The following is a 21,051-nucleotide window of genomic DNA, read 5'->3' as shown; positions in this document are numbered from 1 at the left end:
CCCGGGTGCGGCCCCGGGAAGGGGCGGGATTCCCGGCTTCCACCGGGGAGGACGTCGAGCGGTTCGGATCCGCGGTCGTGGCTACGGGGAAAGCCTAAGGGTGGTGCGGAAGGCGGCGGGGTCGAAACCACCGCCCAGCGCCGGCCCCAGCCCGGAGTGGGCGGCGTGGGCGAAGGCGTCGCGCTCCAGCAGCCCGGCGCCCTCGGGAAGGGCGCCCGCCAGCGGCCGGGCGGCCAGCATCTCCAGATCCGCGACGTTGCTCCGCTCGGCGAGACCGGGCGCGGCCGGCCAGGAGCCGATCACCACCCCGGCCGGCTCCAGCCCTCGGTGGGCCATCGCCTCCAGCGTCAACGCGGTGTGGTTGAGCGTGCCCAGCCCGGCCCTGGTCACCAGGAGCACCGGCGCCGAGAGCGCCCTGGCCAGGTCGGCCAGGGTCGCGCCCTCCTCGTCGAAGCGGACGAGGAGCCCGCCCGCCCCCTCGACGATCACCAGCCGGTGTGAGTCGGCCAGCTCGCCGACCCGGTCCGCCACCCGGGCGAGGGAGACCGGCGGCAGACCGGCCAGGCGCGCCGCCGCCGCGGGGGACAGCGCGGCGGGGTACCTGGCCGACTCGAAGGTCGTCCGTACCCCGGACAGCCGGATGACGTCGTCCACGTCGCCGGGTTCGGTGTCCGACACCCCGGTCTGCGCGGGTTTCACCACGGCCACGGAGGAGCCCCGCTCCTTGGCGAGCGAGGCCACCGCCGCGGTGACGACGGTCTTTCCCACCCCGGTGTCGGTCCCGGTGACCACGAGAATGCTCACTCGTCCCAGCTTAGGTGGGTCAGGGGCGGCGCAGGCGGGTGACGAACTTGTAGCGGTCGCCCCGATACAGGGACTGGGCCCACTCGACCGGGTTGCCGTCCGCGTCGAAGGCATGCCTGGTGAGCAGGAGCAGCGGCAGGCCCGCGTCGACGCCGAGCACCTGCGCGTCGTACGGGGTGGCCAGCACGGTCTCGATGATCTCCTCGGCGTCGGTCAGTCGCACGTTGTACGCGTTGTACAGCGTCTCGTACAGCGAGGAGTGCATCTCCAGCTCCCGTCGCAGGCGGGGGAAACGCCGGGCCGACAGGTGGGTGGTGTCGATCGACATCGGCTCGCCGCTGGCCAGGCGTAGCCGGTGGATGCGCAGCACGCGGCCGCCGGCGTTGATGGCCAGGCGGCGGGCCAGCTGCTCGTCGGCGGTGACGTAGCTGATGTCAAGGATCTTGGTGTCGGGTTCGAGGCCGACGGTCCGCAGATCCCCGGTGTAGGAGGTCAGCTGGAGGACCTGGGCGACCTTGGGCTGTGCGACGAACGTCCCCTTGCCCTGGATGCGCACCAGGCGACCCTCGACCACGAGCTCGGACAGGGCCTGGCGCACCGTGGTGCGCGACGTCTCGAAGCGGACCGCGAGGGCTCGCTCGGGGGGCAGGGCGCTGCCCGCGGGCAGGCTCTTGGTGAGGGTGAGCAGGCTGCGCTTGACGTCGTAGTATTTCGGGATTCTCGGGGAGTCGTCGCTCACATGGTCACCTTCATCTCGGCCACGGCGGTGAGTGCACCCCTGATCACCGCTAGATCGTCGGAACTCAGATTGGCCCGTGCCGTCAACCGCAGGCAAGAGCGGCCGACCGGCACCGAGGGCGGCCGGAAGCATCCGGCGCGCACCCCGTGTTCCGCACAGATGAGGGCGGCCCGAAGTGCGATCTCGGGTGGGCCGAGCACGACGGGGACGACCGCACCCGCCGGATCGCCGCTCTCCAGGCCGAGATCGCGGGCCATAGCGGCCAGCTTCCTCGCCATGGTTCGCACGCGTCCGGGCAGTTCGGGCTGATGGTGAAGGATATCGACAGCGGCGAGTGCCGCGGCCACGCTGCCGGGTGCCAGCCCGGTGTCGAAGATGAACGGCCGGCCCGTGTCCACAAGGGTTTGGATGACCTCGGGCGCGCCCAGTACGGCTCCGCCCTGGGCCCCCAGGGACTTGGACAGTGTGATCGTTCTCACAATGCCCGGCTCGTCCGCCAGCCCCGCGGCGTGCACAGCGCCCTGTCCGCGCGGCCCGATGACCCCGATCGCGTGGGCCTCGTCGACGACCAGCAGCGCACCCTGCCGCACCGTCGCCGCGTGCAGCTCCGCGAGCGGGGCCAGATCGCCGTCCACGGAGAAGACCGCGTCCGTGACCACGATCGCGTGCTCCTCGTCCCGGCAGGCCAGCGCCCTCTCCACGGCGGCGACGTCCCGGTGCGGGGTGACCACGACCCGCGAGCGCGACAGCCGGCAGGCGTCCACTATCGACGCGTGGTTGCCCGCCTCGGAGACCACCAGGGCGCCCCTGCCCAGAGCCGCGACGGCGGCCAGGTTGGCCAGGTAGCCGGAGGAGAACACCAGGGCGCCCTCCGCGCCGGTGAAGGCGCACAGTCGTGCCTCCAGGCGCGCGTGCAGGGCCGTGGAGCCGGTGACCAGGCGGGAACCCGTGGAGCCGGTACCCCAGGTGCGTGTCGCCGCCACGGCCGCCTCGGCCAGCCGCTCGTCCCTGGCCAGGCCGAGGTAGTCGTTGGAGGCCAGATCGACGAGGCCGTCGTCGTCCGGTGTGCGGGCGCGTAGGGTCCGCCGCAGCCCCGCGGCGTCCCTCGTGGCCGCCGCCGTACGGAACCGGGCCAGCGGATCAGGGATCTGCTCCATAAGCGGCATCTTTTCAGCAGGACTCACCCGATTCGCGTTCGGGCCTGGAAAGAACGCATGATGCACGAGTGCCGACTCTAAGCGACCTGGCGGTCCGTCACACCGCGCTCGACGATGCGGACCTTGAGTGGATGCACTCGCTGGTCTCCGACTGGCAGCTCCTCGCGGACCTGTCCTTTGCCGACCTGATCCTGTGGATCCCGCTGAAGGACGGCTCCGGCTGGGTCGCGATCGCGCAGATGCGGCCCACCACCGGGCCGACCGTCTATCACGACGACATCGTGGGCATGATCGCGGCGAAGGGCGAACGGCCGCTGCTGGAGACCGCCTGGAACGAGCGGCGTATCTGCCGCGAGGGCGATCCGGACTGGTCGAGCGGGGTGCCGGTGCGCGAGGAGACCATTCCCGTGCGGCGGGCCGACCACTTCCTGGGCGTCATCCAGCGCTCGACGAACCTGTCCTCCGCGCGGACCCCCTCCAGGCTGGAGCTGACCTACCTGCAGAGCGCCTCCGACCTGGCCCAGATGGTGGCCGAGGGCCGCTTCCCGTTCTCCGGTGCGGAGCCGATCCTGGTCCGCTCCCCGCGGGTGGGCGACGGGCTGCTCCGGCTCGACCGGGCGGGCCGTGTCACGTACGCCTCGCCGAACGCGCTGTCGGCCTACCGGCGGCTGGGCCTCACCGCCGACCTGGTCGGTGCGGAGCTGGGCCGTACGACCGCCACGCTCTGTTACTCCGACGAGCCCATCAACGAGAACCTGATGATCGTCGCGAGCGGGCGAGAGCCCCGGGAGACGGAGGTGGAGTCGGGCGGCACCGTGGTGCAGCTGCGGGCGATCCCGCTGATCGTCGGTGGCGGAAGGATCGGCGCTCTGGTGCTCATCAGGGATGTGACCGAGCTGCGCCGCCGTGAGCGAGAGCTGATGACCAAGGACGCCACCATCAGGGAGATCCACCACCGGGTGAAGAACAACCTGCAGACGGTGGCCGCGCTGCTGCGGCTCCAGGCCAGGCGGCTGCGGCTGCCGGAGGGCAGGGAGGCGCTGGAGGAGGCGGTACGCAGGGTCGGGTCGATCGCGATCGTGCACGAGACGCTCTCCCACACGCCCGAGGAGCAGGTGGACTTCGACGACATCGCCGACAGGGTGATCGCGATGACGGGAGAGGTCGCGGCCCCGGAGACGCAGGTCGTGCCGCGCCGGGTGGGGAGCTTCGGGGTGCTGCGCTCGGAGATCGCGACGCCGCTGGCGATGGTCCTCACAGAGTTGCTGCAGAACGCTGTCCAGCACGGGCTGGCGCAGCGTCAGGGTAAGCTCCAGGTGATCGTGTCGCGCGGGGCCGAGCGGTTGGACGTGATCGTGTCCGACAACGGCAGCGGGCTGCCAGAGGACTTCGACCTGGACCAGACCACCAGTCTGGGGTTGCAGATCGTACGGACCCTGGTGGTGGGCGAGTTGTCCGGGCGGCTGGCCATCGAACCGCGACAGGGCGGCGGCACCGAGGTGAGCCTGAGCATCCCCCTCCCCGCGGCCTGAGCGGCGGGGCAGGGAAACCGCGTCAGATCGAAACCTCACAGCGAGGCCGCATCGCCGACCGGACCAAGGAGCGGAACATTCTTACCGCAACGCGTGGCGTCGCCGTTGACGCAACGCGAAACGGAACGAACGAAGAGGTAGGAAACCAGGTCAGAGCGCTTCACCACAACGCCACGCCGGTGACCGGTCAGATGCCACCTTGGGGACGTGCCCATGCCTACCCCGAGGGACTACCGTGAGGCCGCGCCGGCGACTGGACTGAGGAGTGAAGGAGCGAAGCGGATGAACGACGAGGGAAGAAGCCGGGTCTGAGCGGCCGAACCGCGACGCGCCAGCGTCGCCATTGACACAGCGCGAAGCGGATGAACGACGAGGGAAGAAGCCGGGTCTGAGCGGCCGAACCGCGACGCGCAGCGTCGCCATCGGCACGCGGCCGAACCGCGACGCGTTAGCGTCGCAATTAAACGCTACTGCGGGCGCGGGCTCGGGCCGTACGGCGCTTGAAGGCGCGTCGCTCGTCCTCGCTCAGGCCGCCCCAGACACCGGCGTCCTGCCCGGACTCCAGCGCCCACTTCAGGCATGCTTCACTGATAGTGCAAGTACGGCAGACCTGCTTCGCTTCTTCGATCTGCATCAGGGCGGGGCCGGTGTTGCCGATCGGGAAGAACAGCTCGGGGTCCACGTCACGGCAGGCAGCTCGGTGGCGCCAGTCCATGCGTCCACTCCTTAGTAAAGAGGAGCCCTTACGCGCTCCAACGGCTCACTTTGTGAAGAGTTTCACTAACCAGCGCGAACAACTCCCCGATCCGTGGTTCGGCTCGGGGCACGTCCGCTTGATCGCCGATGGCCTGGGAGCGGGGTGCCGCTCAAAGGTCCTACGTTCCGACGTCAATCTCGAGATTGTCAGCCACGCTCAGTACACGCAAGAGGTTTGGGAGAAGGTTTTGCCTGAAATGGATGTCGGATGCGTCACACAATGACGGGATGTAACGGGTTAGACCAAGACTCGTAACGCGTTAGGGATAGAGCGGAACGTTATCCTCTCAACCTCCCCCAGGTAGTCCCCGTCCAGCTGAAACGCCACGGGCCGCCCGGCACTCAGCGTGAACTCTCTCTCGTCGTGGAGCTGCACCAGATGACGGCCGGTGGGCAGAGTGTCGCGGGCGCCGATGATCTGTGGTATCAGCTGGAGCATGCTCGGCAGGCCCAGGCGCTGCAGGCCCAGCAGGTCAAGGCCGGTCTCGAAGCTCGCCCACGGGGTCGGTGAGACCGGCCGCGGGCCGATGTACGTCCAGGGTGAGGTGTTGGAGACGACGGCCATGTAGACGCCGCCGGTCGGCGGCACCTCCGGCCCCTCGACGGTCATCGAGGGGTGACGCTTGTCCGTCGACAGGTAGTGGTGTAACGCGGTGTTCACATAGCGCGCGGGCGTGGCCTTGCGGCCGGTGCCCCTTATCCCCTCGACCGCCCTGACCACCTCGGCGTCGTACCCCAGGCCACTACAGAACGTGAAATATCTAGTCTGGTCATCCCAGATCGCCTGACCGAGGCCGACGATCCGCTGCCGGCCGTCACGGATCGCCTCCAGGATCGCCCCCACCGCCTCGACCGGACTGTTCGGCAGGCCGAGGGCCCTGACGAAGACGTTGGCGCTGCCGCCGGGAATGGCCAGCAGCGCCGGCCGGTCGACCGAACTGCCCTCGTCGCCGCCCTTTCCATCCACCGGGTCGAGCAGCCCGTTCACTGCCTCGTTGATGGTGCCGTCACCGCCCAGTACGGCCAGCACGTCGTAACCGGAGGCGTGGGCCTTGCGGGAGAGCTGTGTCGCGTGTCCCCGGTAGCCGGTCTCCTCGACGGTCAGGTTCATCGTCGCGCTCAGCGCCCTGATGAGCACATCCCTGGTCCGCTGGTTGGTCGTCGTCGCCTTCGGATTCACCAGGAGCATCGCGCGCATAATCTCAGCGTATCCGCCGGAACCCAGACTTCCGTCGAAACCCGACCTTCCGTCAAGACCTGAGCCGAGACGGCAAAGAACGGTGTGGCGCCCCCCGGCGATAGGGTTGACACCGTGTCGAACCGTCCGATGACCCTCACCGTCGCCGCCGCCGTCATGGCGGTGGAAGGCGCCACCGCTCTGCTCCTCGGCGGCTACGTCGGCGTGGAGACCATGATCGGCCGGCCGTCCGACCTGATGACCTCGATCGCCGTCGCGGTGTCCGGGATCATCATCGGCGCGGCCCTGCTCTGGGTCGGATGGGGCATGATCCTCACCGAGCGGTGGGCCCGGAGTCCGGGCGTGCTGACGCAGATCTTCGCCATCCCGATCTCGGTCACGCTGATCCAGTCCGACCAACTGGTGATCGGCATCTCGCTGATCACCCTGGTGGTGATCGGACTGGTCACGCTACTGTCTCCGCCGACGACGCATGCCCTCTACGGGGACCAGGGCTAGGCACGTGCCCACCGGGGCCGGTCAGACGGGGCCTCGCCGCGTTGTCACAGGTCACCGCGGCACACCGCGGTTCCCTCCGCCCCTTATACGAGGCACCACCTGACCGATCCTCGCAGGCAGGCCCTAGTCGTCCACGGTCAGGCCCTCGCGGAGCTGGGCGAGTGTCCTGGCGAGCAGCCGGGACACGTGCATCTGCGAGATGCCGAGCTCGGTGGCGATCTGGGACTGTGTCATGTTGCCGAAGAAACGCAGCAACAGGATTCGCTTCTCGCGCGGAGGCAGCCGCTCCAGCAGGGGCTTGAGCGACTCGCGGTACTCGACGCCCTCCAGGGAGTCGTCCACGATGCCGAGGGAATCGGCCACCGCCGGCGCGTCGTCGTCGCCGGAGTCGGGCGCGTCGAGGGAGACCGTGGAGTAGGCGTTGGCCGACTCCAGCCCTTCGAGCACCTCCTCCTCGCTCATCTTCAGGAACGTGGCCAGCTCGGCCACGGTCGGCGCGCGTCCCTCCCGCTGGGAGAGCTCACTGATCGCCTTGGTGAGCGAGAGCTTCAGCTCCTGCAGCCGGCGCGGCACACGGACCGCCCAGCCCTTGTCACGGAAGTGACGTTTGATCTCGCCGACGATCGTCGGGGTGGCGTAGGTGGAGAACTCCACGCCGCGGCCGAGATCGAAACGGTCGATCGACTTGATCAGACCGATGGTCGCGACCTGTGTGAGGTCGTCCAGCCACTCGCCCCGGTTGCGGAACCGGCGGGCGAGATATTCGACGAGGGGCAGGTGGAGCTCGACGAGCTCGTCACGGATGCGCTGGCGCCGGGGGTCGTCGGAGGTCAACTCCACCAGCTCTGCGAAGAGCAGGCGCGCACGCACCCGGTCGGGCACCGCGTGGTCGCTGGCGGCCATGGCACGAGTCCTTTCCGTCACGCCGGCCTCGCCGCGCCTCGGCGCTTGCGGAGGACGATCGCCATACGGTCGGGGGAGTCGGTTACGGCATCCACATCATCAGCCAGGGCGGTGAGCACCATCCACGCGAAATCGTCGCGCTTCGGGGGGGTGCTTCCCACCGTGCTGACCTCGACCCGCACCTTCATCAACTGCCCGGTGAGTTCGAACTCGGCGGTCAGATCGGTGCCGGGGACGGCCTGGGTCAGCAGCATCGCACACGCCTCATCGACCGCGATCCGTAGATCCTCGATCTCGTCCAGCGTGAAGTCCAGCCGTACGGCAAGTGCGGCTGTCGCCGTACGCAGCACGGACAGATAAGCACTCGTTGCCGGCAGCCGGACGCTCACCACGTCACGGATCCCGCCCATGCCGACCGCGGGCGCCTCGGTGTGTTCGGTCACGTTCCTCCTCGCAGAGTCGCTGACTGCAACCTACAGCCCTGAGACGGTGGTTGGCCCATTTGGACTCGCGATCGGGGCGATTTGACTGTATTGATTACGAAGCTAGCGCGTGTCCTGCCTATGGCGACGCTGCGCGTCGCGGTTCGGCCGCTCTTACCCGGCTCCTTCCCTCGTCGAGGGAGGCCGCTCGTTCCTCGCGAGTTGCCGGCGACGCTAACGCGTCGCGGTTCGGCCGCTCTTGCCCGGCTCCTTCCCTCGTCGACCGGGGCCGCTCGTTCCTCGCGACCCCGCTCTCCTCAGTCCAGTCCCCGGCGCGGCCTCACGACCCCGCTCTCCTCAGTCCAGTCGCCGGCGCGGCCTCACGGGTAGTCCCTCAGGGGAGGGCATGGGGCACGTCCCAAGGATGCTGCTTGGGGCGGGTTGACGGCACGTCTGCGCGGAGGTTCCTGGGGCTCTCCGGTCCGGATCAAGGGGTGTCCGGGAACTCCTTGATCCGGATTGCCGGCGCTTCCTCACGGGTTTGTTGGCGACGCCGGCGCGTCGCGGTGAGGCCGCTGGGACCCGGCTCCTTCCCTCGTCGACCGGGGCCGCTCGTTCCTCGCGAGTTGCCGGCGACGCTGACGCGTCGCGGTTCGGCCGCTCAAACCCGGCTCCTTCCCTCGTCGACCGGGGCCGCTCGTTCCTCGCGACCCCGCTCTCCTCGGTCCAGTCCCCGGCGCGGCCTCGCGACCCCGCTCTCCTCGGTCCAGTCCCCGGCGCGGCCTCACGGCCCCGCTCTCCTCGGTCCAGTCGCCGGCGCTTCCTCACGGGTTGGTCGTGAGGATTTTAGGCAGCCTTGGTCTCCCAGAAGATCTTGGAGATCTCGTCGATCTTGCCCAGCAGCTCGTCGGCCTTGGCGACGTCGACGGTGCCCTTGCCGCCGGCCGCGCCCGCGAGCTTGGTGGCCTCCCAGAACAGCTGGTGCAGCTGCGGGTAGGTCTCCAGGTGCGGGGGCTTGAAGTAGTCGGTCCACAGCACCCACAGGTGGTGCTTGACCAGCTCGGCCCGCTCCTCCTTGATGGTGAGCGCACGGGAGCGGAACACCGGGTCCTCGTTTCCGGCGTACTTCTCCATGATGGCCTTGACGGACTCGGCCTCAATGCGGGCCTGGGCCGGGTCGTAAACGCCGCAGGGCAGGTCGCAGTGCGCCGACGCGATGTGCCTGGGGCGCAGAAGTCGTGCGAGCATCGGAAATCCTTCCTTGATGCCATGTTCAGAATGGTCCGGTTAACGACCTTACTCGTCTCTGAATGCCCGTGTGGGAGGGGGTTACGCTCGATGAGAGTACGTGTCGTGGGGGACTCGATGCTGCCCGCGCTGCGGTCCGGTGACTGGCTCTGGGTACGGCGTGGAGCGGTGGTGAGGCCCGGGGATCTGGTCGTCGCCCGGCTGCCGTCCGACCCCGCCGTGCTCATCGTCAAACGTGCGGTCTGGGAGGCGGACGGCGGCTGGTGGCTGGAGAGCGACAACCAGCGCGCTTCCGGCAGGCGCGACAGCTGGGACTTCGGCGCGCTGCCTCCGTCGTCGATCGTCGGCCGGGTGGTGCTGCGCTACTGGCCGACCTTCTGGCGGGCCCGGTAGGCGGCGACGTTGGCACGGCTGGCGCATCGCTCCGAGCAGTACCGGCGCGATCGGTTGGAGGAGGTGTCGAGGTAGGCCCTGCGGCAGGGCGGCGCCTGGCAGAGGCCGAGCCGGTCGACGCCGAGATCGGTGATCATGGTGGCGAGTCCCATCACCGCTCCCACGGCGTACTGGTCGGCCATCCGGCCACCCTCGGTGAGGTGTAGATGCCAGCGCTCGCCGTCGTGCCCGGAGATCTGTGGCTGGACCGGATGGTGGATCAGCAGCGAGTTGAGCCGGTCGACCACCGCCTCCTCGTCGCCCGCCTCGGCGGTCTCGAACACGATCATCAGCTCCTCGCGCAGGTCGCGCAGGGCCTCCAGGTCGCTTCTGGTGATGCGGCAGCCGGGCCGGTAGCGACCGCCCTCTTCCAGGAGCGCGCGCAGCCCTTCGAGACCGGTCAGCCGGTCGGGGCTGTTGATCAGTAGTACGGCCAGCTCCGCGTAGGAGGTCAGGTCCATCTGGGGATCCGTCAATGTAAGAGGTGGCATGGACTTCGAGTATTACACGGTGTGGTGAGGTTAACACCGGGACGACGAAAGTATGGGTACCCGCCCGTGGTGACAGTCTCAACATGTGGCACAATCGAGCGACGGGTGACCCCCGAACCCTCCAGGCGACCGTGCTCAGTGAAGTAGGCCCCGAGCGGCTACAGAAGCCGGGGACAGGCTTCCCGCGGCCGTCTCAGAAGGAACTATCCGTCTGCCTGACTGAACTACAGGGGTCGCTGTGGCCACCATGCCATCTTCCATCTCTCTCGAAGCCCTCGAAGCCCTGGATCTGGATCCGGCCTTCGCCCTGCACCGCGGGGGCAAGCTGGAGGTCCGCTCCACGGTCCCGGTCCGCAACGCCGACGACCTGGCACTCGCCTACACACCTGGCGTGGCCAGAGTCTGCAGCGCGATCGCCGAGAAGCCCGAGCTCGCCAAGGACTACACCTGGATCTCCAACGTGGTCGCCGTCGTCTCCGACGGCACCGCGGTGCTCGGTCTCGGAGACATCGGGCCTGCCGCCGCCATGCCGGTCATGGAGGGCAAGGCCCTGCTGTTCAAGCAGTTCGCGAATGTCGACGCGGTGCCCATCTGCCTGGACTGCACCGACGTGGACGAACTGGTCGAGACGGTCGTCCGGCTCGCCCCCTCCTTCGGGGGGATCAACCTCGAGGACATCAGCGCCCCCCGCTGTTTCGAGGTCGAGGCGCGCCTCCGCGAGATCCTCGACATCCCCGTCTTCCACGACGACCAGCACGGCACCGCGATCGTCGCGCTGGCCGCGCTGAAGAACGCGGCGCGGCTGACCGGTCGCTCGCTGGGCGATCTGCGGGCCGTGGTCGCCGGTGCCGGTGCCTCCGGGATCGCGGTCAGCCGGATCCTGCTCAACGCGGGCATCGGTGACATCGCGGTGGCCGACTCCAAGGGCGTCATCCACCAGGGCCGCGACGGGCTCAACCCGGTGAAGGAGGCCCTGGCCCGCGACAGCAACAGGGCCGACCTGCACGGTTCCACCGAGCAGGCGCTGGCCGGGGCCGACGTGTTCATCGGACTGTCCGGCTCGACGGTCTCGGAGGAGGCCATCGCGTCGATGGCCTCCGGTTCGATCGTCTTCGCACTGTCCAACCCGACGCCCGAGGTGCGGCCGGAGATCGCGCGCAAGTACGCGCAGGTGGTCGCGACCGGCCGTTCCGACTTCCCCAACCAGATCAACAACGTGCTGGCCTTCCCCGGCGTCTTCCGCGGGGCGCTCGACGTCCGCGCCACCACGATCACCGAGAACATGAAGGTCGCCGCCGCCGAGGCGCTGGCCGGGGTGGTCAAGGACGACGATCTGTCGGCCGACTACGTGATCCCCAGCCCGTTCGACGAGCGCGTCGCCCCGGCGGTCATCGCCGCCGTCTCCGAGCAGGCCCGTGCCGACGGGGTCGCCCGCCTCTAGATCGCGACAGCCCAGGCGGCACGGCAGGCGAACTCGCCACCCGGCCGAAGTACGATCACGCCCACCAGGCACACGACCGAACGCCCCTCGCCCGACCGGCGGGGGGCGTTCCTGGTCTCCAGGGACGTCGGTATCCGTCGCGCGTCGTGTTACGGAAAGTACCTGTGCTCACCGGGCGGGTACGCGCGTACGAGCGGATCACGCACGCTGTCGGCCTGCCCGGCCTTGGAAAGGAGCGGGAGCGGCGCTGCCGGCCAGGACTCGCTCCCACGTCATGGCCCTGCGGCGGAGGCCGGGTTCTTCACCTCGCGGGGGAAACGGGGCGAGGAGCCTTCACCGGTGAGAATCCGGTGGGAATGGCCGAAGGGGCCCGGCTGGTGCCGGACCCCTTCGGGTGAAGCTGGTGGAACAGGTGAGCCTGGAGGTTTGGACGCTCAGGCTCGGGTGATCGTCGGTTAGCTACTACTACTTGACGATCGAGCCGGACCAGACGTTGGCGGCCTTGCTGTAGACCGTCTGGGTCTCACCGTCGAAGTACGGCGAGGTGATCAGGTCGTAGCGGTTGTTGTTGTCCTGGTCACCGAAGAGGCTGGTGACACCGTTGACGTAGCCGAGACGCTTGGCGTTGCTGTACTTGGCGAGCCAGGGGCCACCGTCGGCGCCGGGGGTGAAGGAGCTCTTCAGGCCGATGTGCTCCTCGACCTTGTGAGCGGCCGACACGTAGGTCTTGCCGGAGGTCTTGCCGTAGGTCCACTTCGGCGTGACACCGGTGTAGGCCTTGTGGCCGTCGTTGTGCGGGGCCTCCGGGTAACCGAACACGAACACCGTCTGCTCGGGCTTCTGGTTCCAGGTGAAGCCCTGGCCGCCGACGTTGTCACCGAGGCGACCGGTGTCCTTGATGAAGCCGTCCACGACGTAGAAGACCGTCTTGAAGTACCCCTTGACGGAGGACTCCTTGACGAAGTACTTCACGAAGTAGTGGGTGATGGTGTAGTTGCCATCGACGAGCTTGCGGTAGCCCAGGCCGGTGTAAGCGTCGTACTGCGCCTTGGTGACGTGCTCGACGGTGGTCTTGCCGGGGGCCTTGGCGCCGTTGAGCTGACCGGTGGGAGCCTTGTCGTAGGCCTCCTTGGAGACCTCCTGGAACACCTTCACCGCGCCGGGGTAGTCCGGGCCGACCTGCTCGCTGAGCTTGTCGGTCTTGGCCCAGGCGGCGGAGGTCTCGCCACCGTGCAGGTCCACGGTCTTCTGGTACTCGGCCTCGGAGATCGGGACGTCCTTGGCGAACTTGGCGCCATTGAAGGCCTTGTAGTCGCCCTCGCTGACTTCCTTGGCGGTGCCGCCACCGATCTGGACGCCGTTGTACACGGTCACGAACGCGTAGTCGCGGTCGCGGTCGTTGAACGCGGAGAAGTCGTAGTGGGTGAAAGCGGTCTTACCCACGTAGATGCCCCACGGGGTCTTGCCCTGGTAGTAGCCGGGGACGAAGACCCAGTTGTCCATGACGCTGGCGTTCTTGGTGTCGTCGTAGACGCAGTGACCGGCGGTCGCGACCAGGTTGCGGTACTTGCCCTGGATCGAGGTGGCCGAGCACCAGGCCAGCTCACCCTTGGGGTCAACGAAGAACACCTTGCCGATGGTCTTGGGCAGGTTGATGTTCTTGACCTTGGCGGTGGTCTTCTTCTCTTCGCCGATCGGGGCGACGACGCCCGGCTTGCCGTCGGGGGTGTAGCCGCCGCTGGCGTTCAGCTTCGCCGTGGCCTTGTTCTCCCAGGTGTAGGCCTTCGCCTTGGCCAGGTTGTTGGTGTGCTCGTTGGCCGCGAGCCAGAACTTGGCGACCTCGACCGCGGACGGGGCGTCCTTGGCCATGGTGTCGTAGGCCCAGTCCGGAGCGGCGTTGGCGGTGCCGGCCAGACCAGCGGCCAGCAGACCGGTGGCCAGAACGGCGCCACCGGCGGGGAGGAGGATGCGCTTCAAGGGAACTCCTTGGTCTGATGTGGAACGCTTCTTGCGTCCCATGCGTCAGTAAAGGGAATGCCAGAAACATACAGCGCCGATCTTGAACACCGGAAGCCGCTTTGGGGATCAAAGAGGTCCTTGATCGCGTCGATGCTGTTTTGTGATGTTTAGGCGCCCCTGAAGCTGTTGTTGAGGTTGGGGGTTGAGCGCCATGTTTACGCAGATAGACATGGTGTTGTTGTGAAAGTGGCCGATGTGGCGTGAGTGGGTCGGCACGTTCGGTTACCGGTCGAATGTGACTCAGATCACATCAAGTTGATGGCACCGATTCCGTGAGGGACACGTCTAAAGGGCCGGCGATCCGGGATCCGGGGGTCCGGAGGGTCGAGCGGCACGCGGGGAACGCACGAGAGCCTCTCTCAGAGGCTTGATCCTTTTGCTGCCGGGCTCCCGGCGCCGGGCTGGGGAAAAGATCCCCTGCGGGAGGCTCGATCCCTTCTGGTGGCTCACATGGCGTCACGCGGGTGAGGTGGCCCGCGGTTCACGGGCCAGGCCAGACGACCGCGGGATCTCCGGCCTCTGGCGTCGCCGAGCTCCTTGCCGGAACGGACAGTCGGGCCGAGGGCTGGATCCCCATCGGCCGGTTGCCGAGCTTCCCTGCCCTCGGCGGCGCCACAACGTCGAAGGGCCCGGCATGTGCCGGGCCCTTCGGTATCTATGTGAAGCCGATGATCGCTTCCGCGACCCCGGTGGGAATGGCCGAAGGGGCCCGGCTGGTGCCGGACCCCTTCGGGTGAAGCTGGTGGAACAGGTGAGCCTGGAGGTTTGGACGCTCAGGCTCGGGTGATCGTCGGTTAGCTACTACTACTTGACGATCGAGCCGGACCAGACGTTGGCGGCCTTGCTGTAGACCGTCTGGGTCTCACCGTCGAAGTACGGCGAGGTGATCAGGTCGTAGCGGTTGTTGTTGTCCTGGTCACCGAAGAGGCTGGTGACACCGTTGACGTAGCCGAGACGCTTGGCGTTGCTGTACTTGGCGAGCCAGGGGCCACCGTCGGCGCCGGGGGTGAAGGAGCTCTTCAGGCCGATGTGCTCCTCGACCTTGTGAGCGGCCGACACGTAGGTCTTGCCGGAGGTCTTGCCGTAGGTCCACTTCGGCGTGACACCGGTGTAGGCCTTGTGGCCGTCGTTGTGCGGGGCCTCCGGGTAACCGAACACGAACACCGTCTGCTCGGGCTTCTGGTTCCAGGTGAAGCCCTGGCCGCCGACGTTGTCACCGAGGCGACCGGTGTCCTTGATGAAGCCGTCCACGACGTAGAAGACCGTCTTGAAGTACCCCTTGACGGAGGACTCCTTGACGAAGTACTTCACGAAGTAGTGGGTGATGGTGTAGTTGCCATCGACGAGCTTGCGGTAGCCCAGGCCGGTGTAAGCGTCGTACTGCGCCTTGGTGACGTGCTCGACGGTGGTCTTGCCGGGGGCCTTGGCGCCGTTGAGCTGACCGGTGGGAGCCTTGTCGTAGGCCTCCTTGGAGACCTCCTGGAACACCTTCACCGCGCCGGGGTAGTCCGGGCCGACCTGCTCGCTGAGCTTGTCGGTCTTGGCCCAGGCGGCGGAGGTCTCGCCACCGTGCAGGTCCACGGTCTTCTGGTACTCGGCCTCGGAGATCGGGACGTCCTTGGCGAACTTGGCGCCATTGAAGGCCTTGTAGTCGCCCTCGCTGACTTCCTTGGCGGTGCCGCCACCGATCTGGACGCCGTTGTACACGGTCACGAACGCGTAGTCGCGGTCGCGGTCGTTGAACGCGGAGAAGTCGTAGTGGGTGAAAGCGGTCTTACCCACGTAGATGCCCCACGGGGTCTTGCCCTGGTAGTAGCCGGGGACGAAGACCCAGTTGTCCATGACGCTGGCGTTCTTGGTGTCGTCGTAGACGCAGTGACCGGCGGTCGCGACCAGGTTGCGGTACTTGCCCTGGATCGAGGTGGCCGAGCACCAGGCCAGCTCACCCTTGGGGTCAACGAAGAACACCTTGCCGATGGTCTTGGGCAGGTTGATGTTCTTGACCTTGGCGGTGGTCTTCTTCTCTTCGCCGATCGGGGCGACGACGCCCGGCTTGCCGTCGGGGGTGTAGCCGCCGCTGGCGTTCAGCTTCGCCGTGGCCTTGTTCTCCCAGGTGTAGGCCTTCGCCTTGGCCAGGTTGTTGGTGTGCTCGTTGGCCGCGAGCCAGAACTTGGCGACCTCGACCGCGGACGGGGCGTCCTTGGCCATGGTGTCGTAGGCCCAGTCCGGAGCGGCGTTGGCGGTGCCGGCCAGACCAGCGGCCAGCAGACCGGTGGCCAGAACGGCGCCACCGGCGGGGAGGAGGATGCGCTTCAAGGGAACTCCTTGGTCTGATGTGGAACGCTTCTTGCGTCCCATGCGTCAGTAAAGGGAATGCCAGAAACATACAGCGCCGATCTTGAACACCGGAAGCCGCTTTGCGAGGGAAGAAGCGGGTCTGGAGTGTCGAGACCGTTTCGTGATGTTTAAATGGCTCTGATGTCGACGCTGTAACCAAAACTTGCTCAAGGTGTTTGCGCAGCTAGACATGATGTTGGGATGAAAGTGGCAGATGTGGCGTGAGTGCCCGCTTACCGTGAGCCACTATGTCCATGTGATGCAGATCACATCAAGTTGATGGCACCGATTCCGTCGCGGGCACGTCTAACGGCCCCCTCAAGGTCCGATCCGGCTTTCGCGTCATCGCGCGGCCCGGCTTCCGGCCCCCCGGACCGGGCCCCTCCCGCCCCGGAAACGGGTGCGGGACCCGGCGCGTGGCGCCGGGTCCCGCTGCTGGTTCGGGAACTTCGAAGGTGCGCGGGCTACTTGTAGAGCTCGCCGTTCGGGCCGACGATCCTGCCGGACCACACGTTGGCGGCCTTGCGGTAGATCTCGGCGGTCTCACCGTCGAAGTACGGCGAGGTGATCAGGTCGTAGCGGTCGTTCTGGTCCTGGTCGCCGAAGAGGCTGGTAACACCGTTGACGTAGCCGAGACGCCTGGCGCTGCTGTACTGCGTCAACCACGGGCCGCCGTCGGCGCCGGGGGTGAAGGCGCCCTTGAGGCCGACGTGCTCCTCGACCTTCTCCGCCGCGGAGACGTACTCCTTGCCCGACGTCTTGCCGTACAGGTACTTGGGGGTCACGCCGCTGTAGGGCCTGTCGCCGTCGCGGTGCGGGGCGGCGGGGTAGCCGAAGACGTAGACGGGCTTTCCGGTCTTCTGGTTCCAGGTGAAGCCCTGGCCGCCGACGTTGTCACCCAGGCGGCCGACATCCTTGGAGAGCAGGATGTAGTAGTGCGAGCCGCGCGACCACTTGGGACCGCTGAACCCCGCGTACTCGGCCTTGGTGACCTGCTTGACGCCGTTGAAGGCGACTCCGTTGTAGACGGTGACGAAGGCGTAGTCCTTGTCGTAGTCCTCGTAGTTGGCGAAGTCGTAGTGCGTCCACGCCGACTTGCCGACGTAGATGCCCCACGGGGTCTTGCCCTGGTAGTAGCCGGGGACGAAGACCCACTTGTCGAGGGTGTCGCTGTTGCTGCCCGGGTCGTAGACGCAGTGGCCGGCCGTGGCGACCAGGTTGCGGTACTTGCCCTGGATCGAGGTGGCCGAGCACCACCGGTACTGCCCGTTGACGACGAAGAACACCTTGCCGATGGTCTTGGGCAGGTTGACGTTCTTGGCGAGCGACGGGGTGGGCTTCTGGGAACCGGTCGGGCCGACGCTGCCGGGCCTGCCGTCGGGGGAGAAGCCGCCGCCGACCTTCATCTTCGGGGCACCGGGGTCCGCGTTGTAGACGGTCGCCCTCTTGAGGGCGGCGAAGTTCGAGGCTGCCCAGAAGTTGATGACCGAGACCGCCGAGGAGTTGTTCCTGGCCATCGGGTCGGTCGCCCAGTCGGGGGCGGCCTGGGCGGTGCCCGCCAGGGGGCCGACCAGGGTGGTGGCCAGCAGGGCGGTGGCGGCTGCGGCGCCACCGAGGGGAAGAAGAGAGTGCTTCAAAAGACGAGCTCCTTGCGCTGCAACGTTCCCGGGGATCCGGGAACTGCGGGACGACAAGCTACGAACCTATGCAGCGACCGCCGGGCCAAACGTCGTCTAAGCCCCTCTTAAGGCTCTCTTAAGGCGGCGTTATGTTCGGGGCGCCTGCTGGGTGGCCGCCCAGTGGTAGGCGACGTAGGTCGACGCGATGAAGTACGGGGAGGAGATCCGGTCGTACCTGCGGTCGGTGTCGGTGTCCCAGGCGAAGCTGTTGACGCCGTTGAGGTAACCGAGCGCGGTCCTGTTGTCGTAGGAGATCAGCCAGGGGCCACCGCTCGCGCCGTTGGTGAATCCACAGGTCAGAGCAATACCCTGCTCGACCAGGCGAGCGGGGGCCCGCACCTTTTCGGTGCGCCCGTCGCACGACTTGAGCCGCTGGCCGTCGTAGGGCCTGCTGCCGTTGGGGTGCGGGGCGGCCGGGTAGCCGAAGGCGAGGGTGAACAGGCCGGTGCCCCGGTTGGTCGCCAGGCCCTGCCCGCCGACGTTGTCCTCCAGGCTGCCGACACCCTCCATCTCGTAGGTGCCGGTGGTCTTATCCGCCTTCCACCTGAAGCCGTCGTGCACGGTGACGAACGCGTAGTCGTAGTCGTAGTCACCCCTGCCGACGAAGTCCTCGTGCAGGTTGAGCGAGTGGCCGACATAGATCCCGTACGGGGTGTTGCCCTTGTCGTAGCCGGGGATGAAGATCCAGTACTCGGCCTGACTGCCCGTCTTGGCGTCGTAGGCGCAGTGTCCGGCCGTCGCGACCAGGTTGTGGTTGGCCGCCGCCACCGAGGAGGCGGAACACCAGTAGTCCTTGTTGCCGATCCGGAAGAACACCTTGCCGACGGTCAGTGGGGAGCCGCCGGAACCCGGAGCCCGCTTCTTCGGAAGGGTGGGCCTGACCAGCGGCGCGGCCCCCCCGGGCTTGGCGGCGCTCTTCCCGCCGCCGGCCGCGGTGGTGGCCTCCTCGGTCATGGCCGTCGCGCCGCCCGCCTCCCCGGCGGCGGCGGCCGTGGCGCTTCCGGCCGTGGCGCTTCCGGTGGCGGTGTTTCCGGCGGTGGGGGACGGCGAGGTGGTGGTGCCGGATTTCCCCCCGGGTGTCGCGGGCACCCCGGGTGTCGCGGGCCCGTTGTCCATGGCCTGCTTGAGCCTGGCCGGGCTCCAGTACTCCGCGATCCGCCGCATGTCGGCGACGCTCTTGGTCAGCGGGATCGAGGTGATGCCGCTGGGCACCGTGTTCAGCGGACCCGCCGCGGCGCTCCCGGCGAACGCCGACGTCATGGTCACACAGGCGGCGATCAGCGCCCCGAGTGTGGCCGTGAGCCGCCGTACGCGGGAGGACATGAGGGGGATTCCTTTCGGAGGGCCGGAGTTTCGGAGGGCTACCAGGGATGCAAGGGGTGATTTTTCCAGATCAACTTGGTTTTGGGCAGTTCGCTGGACCGATCCGCTCATGCTCCGTTATCTGGTCAGTGTGCCCGAGGGTGTATAAGCACTCCGTGAAGCTGCGGAAAGGGCCCGGTGCGTACCGGGCCCCTCCTGGTTCACACAGCCTGCGTCCTAGGCCGGGAGCTTCCCGGTCCAGAGGTTGGCCGCGTGCTTGTAGATGCCGTACGTCTCACCGTTGAAGTACGGGGTGGTGACGCGGTCGTAGCGGTTGTTCTTGTCGCTGTCGATGGTCAGGCTCACCACACCGTTGAGGTAGCCGGTCCGCTTGCTGTTCTTGTACTGCAGCAGGAAGGGGCCGCCGCTGGCGCCGGGAGTGAAGGCGCACTTGATCGCCTGGTGCTCCTCGGCCTTGTAGGCCGCGACGACGGGAGCGGCGACGGTCGTGCCGTAGCACCACTTCTGGGTGTGACCGGAGTACGGCTTGTCGCCGTCCAGGTGGGCCGAGGTCGGGTAGCCGAACGTGAAGACCTTCTTGCCCAGCTTCTGGTTCCAGGCGAAGCCCTGGCCGCCGACGTTGTCGCCGAGGCGACCGGCGTCGGCCACCGTCGAGATGTAGTGGCGGAAGATCACATACTTCACCGACGCGGTCTTCTTAATGTACTTCACCACGTAGTAGTGGGTAATGGTGTAGTTACCCTTTTCGTCGATCTTCCGGTAGCCGGGACCCTTGTAGGCGTCGTACTCGCTCTTGGTGACGTTCTCGACACGGCTTTCGAGCTTGGAGCCGGCCTTGGGCCAGTCGCCCTGCGGCAGTTCCTTGTCCTTGAGGGTGACCTTGTCGTTCTTCAGGCCGTAGATCTCGCCGGTGACCTTCTCCCAGGCCCACTTGTCCGTCTCCGACGCGACGGCGAGGGCGCCCTTGTACTGGGGGCCCACCTCGTCCTCGGAGGAGATGTTCTCGACCTTGCCGATGCCACCCTTCTGGGTCCACTTGTCGTAGGTCTCGAAGTCGACGGTGCTGGCCGCCTCGCGGCCCACACCGCCCTTGTCGACGTGCGCCTTGAAGGTCTTGTAGTCGACTTCCTTCTCCGGCTGCTGCTTGATGCCGTTGTAGACGTTGACGAAGGCGTAGTCGTAGTCGTAGTCCTCGTAGACCGTGAAGTCATCGTGGGTGTTGACCTTGGCGCCGACGTAGATGCCCCAGGGAGCCTTGCCCTGGTAGTAGCCGGGGATGAACACGAAGTTGTTGAACGGCTTGTTCGTGTCGGTGTCGTAGACGCAGTGGCCGGCGGTGGCGACCAGGTTGCGGTACTTCGACTGCACGGAGCTGCCGGAGCACCAGCGCTCCTGTCCCTTGCTGTCGACGAAGAAGACCTTGCCGACGGTGATCGGGAGGTTCACGTTCCGCGACTTGCCGGCGGACTTGCCGCCCTCGCCGGTGGGGGCGACGACGCCGGGCTTGCCGTCGGCGGCCGCCCTGGCGGCGCCGGTCTTGTTCAGCTTCGCCGAGACGGTGGAGTCGGAGAGGTAGGTCTTCGCCGACTTCAGCTTCGAGGCGGTCCAGTAGCCCGCGATGGCCTTCGCGTTACCGGAGGGGGTGAGCGCCGCCGACTTGATGTCGGGGTCGGCGGTGCTCGCCTGGGCGGTGGCGGGGAGGGAGGCGCCGATCATCGCGGCTGCCGCGAGGGCACCGCCGAGGGGAAGGATCAGACGCTTGGCTCGGGGGTTCAATGAAGCTCCTTCTTTGTCATGGATCACTCGGGACGCGATCCACGCATGCGTAAAGAGACAAGAGGTGACCGTACTCGGCAAAGATGGGGTAAAGGGCTACAAAACGGGCAAGAGCCTGGACCGATATGATTTCGTTACCAAATTCATGGAACCGGAAATCCATTCCGCCCGTCTGATCCCTCCTTGCTTGATCGAGAGATCTCGTGAGGCTCATTTGAGCGTGTGAACTGCGAAAACGCCGAGACTGGTCGTTGTCCTGACGGTGGGTGTCCCTCCTCCCTCGGAACGTTCCGGGG

The 21,051-nt window shown here is 67.2% G+C and carries 18 protein-coding genes; 4 read left to right on the top strand and 14 right to left on the bottom strand.

Going from position 1 to position 21,051, the window contains the following annotated elements; genetic code table 11:
• Nucleotides 1–81: 81 nt before the first annotated feature.
• From bioD to ACWD3H_RS36345, 3 genes are read right to left on the bottom strand one after another with little or no spacing between them, the layout of a single operon-like run.
• Nucleotides 82–804 carry a dethiobiotin synthase gene (gene bioD / locus ACWD3H_RS36355; RefSeq protein ID WP_451958234.1) on the bottom strand — a complete coding sequence of 241 codons (723 nt, stop codon included), beginning with the start codon at nt 802–804 and terminating at the stop codon, nt 82–84.
• 19 nt (nt 805–823) lie between these two features.
• Nucleotides 824–1,543: a GntR family transcriptional regulator gene (locus ACWD3H_RS36350; RefSeq protein WP_030924850.1), complete on the bottom strand. Its 720-nt coding sequence runs from the start codon at nt 1,541–1,543 to the stop codon at nt 824–826.
• A complete protein-coding gene (locus ACWD3H_RS36345) occupies nt 1,540–2,700 on the bottom strand; it encodes an 8-amino-7-oxononanoate synthase (RefSeq protein ID WP_355564981.1) in 1,161 nt (386 codons plus the stop codon). The genes ACWD3H_RS36350 and ACWD3H_RS36345 overlap by 4 nt, the downstream gene beginning before the upstream one ends.
• A gap of 68 nt (nt 2,701–2,768) precedes the next feature.
• Between ACWD3H_RS36345 and ACWD3H_RS36340 the strand changes: the two genes are divergently transcribed.
• Nucleotides 2,769–4,232, top strand: coding sequence for a PAS domain-containing sensor histidine kinase (locus tag ACWD3H_RS36340; RefSeq protein WP_350914278.1), 1,464 nt, complete (start codon nt 2,769–2,771; stop codon nt 4,230–4,232).
• A 460-nt stretch (nt 4,233–4,692) separates the two neighbouring features.
• Here the strand turns inward: ACWD3H_RS36340 and ACWD3H_RS36335 are convergent, their stop codons facing one another.
• Nucleotides 4,693–4,947: a WhiB family transcriptional regulator gene (locus ACWD3H_RS36335; RefSeq protein ID WP_030924840.1), complete on the bottom strand. Its 255-nt coding sequence runs from the start codon at nt 4,945–4,947 to the stop codon at nt 4,693–4,695.
• Between the two features lie 279 nt (nt 4,948–5,226).
• Nucleotides 5,227–6,186, bottom strand: a complete 960-nt coding sequence (locus ACWD3H_RS36330; protein WP_451958233.1) for a diacylglycerol/lipid kinase family protein — start codon at nt 6,184–6,186, stop codon at nt 5,227–5,229.
• Between the two features lie 114 nt (nt 6,187–6,300).
• Here ACWD3H_RS36330 and ACWD3H_RS36325 point away from each other — a divergent pair, with 114 nt between their 5' ends.
• Entirely contained in the window at nt 6,301–6,684 is a 384-nt protein-coding gene (locus tag ACWD3H_RS36325) for a hypothetical protein (RefSeq protein ID WP_451958232.1), read from the top strand.
• 123 nt (nt 6,685–6,807) lie between these two features.
• Here ACWD3H_RS36325 and ACWD3H_RS36320 read toward each other — a convergent pair whose 3' ends face one another.
• The 3 genes from ACWD3H_RS36320 to sodN all read right to left on the bottom strand — a co-directional run bounded on the left by ACWD3H_RS36320 (nt 6,808) and on the right by sodN (nt 9,257).
• Nucleotides 6,808–7,608: an RNA polymerase sigma factor SigF gene (locus tag ACWD3H_RS36320; RefSeq protein WP_030924834.1), complete on the bottom strand. Its 801-nt coding sequence runs from the start codon at nt 7,606–7,608 to the stop codon at nt 6,808–6,810.
• Complete coding sequence (locus ACWD3H_RS36315) at nt 7,605–8,030, bottom strand: ATP-binding protein (RefSeq protein WP_030924831.1); 426 nt, start codon at nt 8,028–8,030, stop codon at nt 7,605–7,607. Before ACWD3H_RS36315 ends, ACWD3H_RS36320 begins: the two co-directional genes overlap by 4 nt.
• A gap of 825 nt (nt 8,031–8,855) precedes the next feature.
• Complete coding sequence (sodN, locus tag ACWD3H_RS36310) at nt 8,856–9,257, bottom strand: superoxide dismutase, Ni (protein WP_355564993.1); 402 nt, start codon at nt 9,255–9,257, stop codon at nt 8,856–8,858.
• A 90-nt stretch (nt 9,258–9,347) separates the two neighbouring features.
• Between sodN and ACWD3H_RS36305 the strand changes: the two genes are divergently transcribed.
• Entirely contained in the window at nt 9,348–9,650 is a 303-nt protein-coding gene (locus tag ACWD3H_RS36305) for a S24 family peptidase (protein ID WP_355564996.1), read from the top strand.
• Here ACWD3H_RS36305 and ACWD3H_RS36300 read toward each other — a convergent pair.
• Complete coding sequence (locus ACWD3H_RS36300) at nt 9,620–10,150, bottom strand: CGNR zinc finger domain-containing protein (RefSeq protein ID WP_343969233.1); 531 nt, start codon at nt 10,148–10,150, stop codon at nt 9,620–9,622. The genes ACWD3H_RS36305 and ACWD3H_RS36300 overlap by 31 nt on opposite strands.
• A 277-nt stretch (nt 10,151–10,427) precedes the next feature.
• Between ACWD3H_RS36300 and ACWD3H_RS36295 the strand changes: the two genes are divergently transcribed.
• On the top strand, nt 10,428–11,621 hold the full coding sequence (locus tag ACWD3H_RS36295) for an NAD(P)-dependent malic enzyme (RefSeq protein WP_355564999.1): 1,194 nt from the start codon (nt 10,428–10,430) through the stop codon (nt 11,619–11,621).
• A gap of 465 nt (nt 11,622–12,086) precedes the next feature.
• Here ACWD3H_RS36295 and ACWD3H_RS36290 read toward each other — a convergent pair whose 3' ends face one another.
• The 5 genes from ACWD3H_RS36290 to ACWD3H_RS36270 all read right to left on the bottom strand — a co-directional run bounded on the left by ACWD3H_RS36290 (nt 12,087) and on the right by ACWD3H_RS36270 (nt 20,755).
• Nucleotides 12,087–13,598, bottom strand: a complete 1,512-nt coding sequence (locus ACWD3H_RS36290) for a hypothetical protein (protein WP_451958231.1) — start codon at nt 13,596–13,598, stop codon at nt 12,087–12,089.
• A gap of 846 nt (nt 13,599–14,444) precedes the next feature.
• On the bottom strand, nt 14,445–15,956 hold the full coding sequence (locus ACWD3H_RS36285) for a hypothetical protein (protein ID WP_451958231.1): 1,512 nt from the start codon (nt 15,954–15,956) through the stop codon (nt 14,445–14,447).
• A 485-nt stretch (nt 15,957–16,441) separates the two neighbouring features.
• On the bottom strand, nt 16,442–17,614 hold the full coding sequence (locus tag ACWD3H_RS36280) for a trypsin-like serine peptidase (protein ID WP_355569213.1): 1,173 nt from the start codon (nt 17,612–17,614) through the stop codon (nt 16,442–16,444).
• A gap of 129 nt (nt 17,615–17,743) precedes the next feature.
• Nucleotides 17,744–18,979 (bottom strand): trypsin-like serine peptidase, encoded by a 1,236-nt coding sequence (locus ACWD3H_RS36275; protein ID WP_451958230.1) that lies wholly within the window; start codon nt 18,977–18,979, stop codon nt 17,744–17,746.
• 216 nt (nt 18,980–19,195) lie between these two features.
• Nucleotides 19,196–20,755 carry a hypothetical protein gene (locus tag ACWD3H_RS36270; RefSeq protein ID WP_451958229.1) on the bottom strand — a complete coding sequence of 520 codons (1,560 nt, stop codon included), beginning with the start codon at nt 20,753–20,755 and terminating at the stop codon, nt 19,196–19,198.
• Nucleotides 20,756–21,051 lie beyond the last annotated feature (296 nt).

Source organism: Streptosporangium sp. NPDC002607 (assembly GCF_053592655.1).
This window is presented reverse-complemented; position numbering and strand designations above follow the sequence as displayed.

Coding starts and splice junctions, on each gene's coding strand:
- ACWD3H_RS36345 (WP_355564981.1), bottom strand. CDS start 2,700: ATGGAGCAGATCCCTGATCCGCTGGCCCGGTTCCGTACGGCGGCGGCC.
- ACWD3H_RS36335 (WP_030924840.1), bottom strand. CDS start 4,947: ATGGACTGGCGCCACCGAGCTGCCTGCCGTGACGTGGACCCCGAGCTG.
- ACWD3H_RS36330 (WP_451958233.1), bottom strand. CDS start 6,186: ATGCGCGCGATGCTCCTGGTGAATCCGAAGGCGACGACGACCAACCAG.
- sodN (WP_355564993.1), bottom strand. CDS start 9,257: ATGCTCGCACGACTTCTGCGCCCCAGGCACATCGCGTCGGCGCACTGC.
- ACWD3H_RS36305 (WP_355564996.1), top strand. CDS start 9,348: ATGAGAGTACGTGTCGTGGGGGACTCGATGCTGCCCGCGCTGCGGTCC.
- ACWD3H_RS36300 (WP_343969233.1), bottom strand. CDS start 10,150: ATGGACCTGACCTCCTACGCGGAGCTGGCCGTACTACTGATCAACAGC.
- ACWD3H_RS36295 (WP_355564999.1), top strand. CDS start 10,428: ATGCCATCTTCCATCTCTCTCGAAGCCCTCGAAGCCCTGGATCTGGAT.
- ACWD3H_RS36275 (WP_451958230.1), bottom strand. CDS start 18,979: ATGTCCTCCCGCGTACGGCGGCTCACGGCCACACTCGGGGCGCTGATC.